At 42.5% G+C, this 2,485-nt stretch carries 3 protein-coding genes; 2 read left to right on the plus strand and 1 reads right to left on the minus strand.

Annotated features, from left to right (window positions below):
- Positions 1-252: 252 nt before the first annotated feature.
- Positions 253-477, plus strand: coding sequence for a hypothetical protein (locus BLV54_RS15025; RefSeq protein ID WP_090572388.1), 225 nt, complete (start codon positions 253-255; stop codon positions 475-477).
- A gap of 422 nt (positions 478-899) precedes the next feature.
- On the opposite strand, the gene BLV54_RS15030 is transcribed toward BLV54_RS15025, so the two are convergent.
- Positions 900-1,715, minus strand: a complete 816-nt coding sequence (locus tag BLV54_RS15030; protein ID WP_090572389.1) for an integrase core domain-containing protein — start codon at positions 1,713-1,715, stop codon at positions 900-902.
- On the opposite strand from BLV54_RS15030, the gene BLV54_RS15035 reads away from it, so the two are divergent.
- Positions 1,708-2,427, plus strand: coding sequence for a hypothetical protein (locus BLV54_RS15035; protein WP_143032554.1), 720 nt, complete (start codon positions 1,708-1,710; stop codon positions 2,425-2,427). The two genes, BLV54_RS15030 and BLV54_RS15035, sit on opposite strands and share 8 nt — an antisense overlap.
- Positions 2,428-2,485 lie beyond the last annotated feature (58 nt).

The raw sequence follows: 2,485 nt of genomic DNA on the forward strand, positions 1-2,485 counted from the left end.
TGGCATATTTTGCAAGCCATGGCATACAACCTGAAAAGACTACCAAAATTGTATGTCGATAGCCTATTTTCACGACTCTCACAGGAGAAATGTGCTTTTTGAACAAATAAAATGCGCTAAAGCGATCATTTCCAGGAAGAATTAGAAGTGATTCGCAAAAATATTGTCCAGTTCTTTATGAAAAATATGAAATTACAGACTTCCCTCAGAAAATAGGGACTTTTGCAAAGGTCTCTGGGATTCTGTAGCGGTATGGCGCCGGGTCAAATGCCGGGTATGGGCGGAAAAGGGGGAGAAAAAGGGGGTATGCGGAAATCCTTGCCCCGCATGGCACTCCACCAATTTCACCACCTTTTCCGCTTTTCCCTGGCAGACCGGGCGGAAATGTCGAGAGTTTTTCTCGCGGCCCACATGCAGTTCGCATCCCGTCGCTGCATTTTTTCATATGTGACGGGTGTAAGGTGGAAAAGGTGGTGAAGGTGGTAAAAATAACGGAAAATGATACCCCGCATGGTTCTTGGCACACCGGGAATTCACCACCTTTCACCGCCTTCTCCTCCTTTTTACGGGCGCATACTCCGCAGTAGATGCACACGCCTCATTGCTACATCGATGCTGCAACCTAAAAACCCATGCCAACATTCAAAGCTGCGGTGAGGCGTCATTTTTGTGGATGGGTCGCCAGCGGATATAATCGGGAAGGAAGATAGCAAATCAACCGATACTCCATCAATCATTTGGTTAAAAAGATGATTAATATATAAATCTGCCCAGATTCAGCAATCAAAGTTCTCTATACAATAAATAGTCATATATGGATTACTCGATTATAAATTTTAAAACAATTTACACGAAGGACGAGGTTATAGCGTGGTTAATTGGCTTAGGTGTAAGAAATCTCAGGGTTGTTTACAGAGAGGTTGATTGAAATAATGTTGGAGTATTTCATAAGGAGTTGAGTTATTCAAACTTTTATGTGGTTTGACAGTGTTATAAAAGTTAATAAAGCGGCCGAGTTGAATTTGCCGGTCGATGGAGTCTTTAAAGTTGGTCTTGTCATGCCACATCTGCATCAAGGTGCGGATAACACGTTCAGCTTTGCCGTTGGTTTGGGGTCGATTGACTTGAGTGAATTTCTGGCCGATGCCGTGCGCTTTGCAGATTTTAACAAAAGCATGACTGTCAGTGCCTTTATATTCTTTGCCATTATCAGAATAAGCATAATCAATCTGGTAAGGGCATTGGGCGATGACGGTTTCGGTGAGGAACCAGGCGGCGCTATTCCGGGTTTTATCGGGCAAGATGGCTGCATAGAGTTCTCGAGAGAAGTCGTCAATTGCGACAAACAGGTATTCCCTGGGTTGGGTAGGTGATTGGCCTTTGAGCAAAGGTAAGCGTTTAGTATCGAAATGCACGAGTTCGCCGGGATAAGACTTGTTATAACGCTTTGCCTCGCGTTTCAAGCGCTCCTGGATGGACTGCTCGACTTTGGCTAAGCGTTTGAGACCGTATTGGATTGTTTTAAAACGTTGATTGGTACTGTCGCGGGGAACAAACTCCTTGAGCCTTGCCCGTTTGAGAACGGCGTAGACCGTAGGCCTTGAGACTCGAAAGCGTTCGGCAAGTTGGGACACTTTCCAGCAGCCAGTTTGGTAGAGCTGCCACAGCTCCTGACGGTCAAGTGGCGTAAGTCTTATATGTTTGTGCATGTTCATTTACAGTATTCTCCAGAATACTGTAAACAACGCTAGAAATTCTTACAGCTTAGGCGACGTTTACATTAGGCCTGAAGATGATGCCACTCCTGAAGAAATAGATGCAATTCCTGCCTTCGATTTGGAAGAGTATCTCCAAGGTGAATACGATAATTTAGTAACTGAATATAAATGGGCTAAACTTCAAAATTCATCAGATGAAATCTTGGCTGAAAAACTTGCAAAAGCCGATCAATGGAAGGAACTAATAGTCAAGGCAAGAAGATGTACGTGTTATTTTGAAGATGAGATCGCTAAGGGTGAAGAATCTGCGATAACAATCTATCCGTTGGATAATATATTTGAGCCCTATTACACTCAAATCAGCATTAAGCAGTGGTGGGATCGGGTCAAATCAGAAAATCAAGATTTATCCAACTTTGATCTCAAATCATCTGCTGATAGCCAATCGGGCGAATCTCAGGAAGAAAATGATGAAAAAGGAAAATTGAGTCCAACAGTAGCAAACAATTTATATACCACCTTCACTTTTCTGGTTGAACTATATGCCGAAACAGCTCAAAAATATAAAACAAAAAATGGACCAAATGCTAAAAACATAGCAGATCGCATAGAAGAATCTGCTAAGAAGGCAAATAATGGCCATTTATTATCCGGTCAAAGTTCTGAAAATATTGATATGTGTTGTCAAATATGGAGTCCATATGATTAAGCTGCGAGTTGATTTGCATAGTATCGCTGTGTAAATTCTGCTGGCGATAGGTAACCTA

The organism is Nitrosomonas sp. Nm33 (assembly GCF_900107265.1).
Classification (GTDB): Bacteria; Pseudomonadota; Gammaproteobacteria; order Burkholderiales; family Nitrosomonadaceae; genus Nitrosomonas.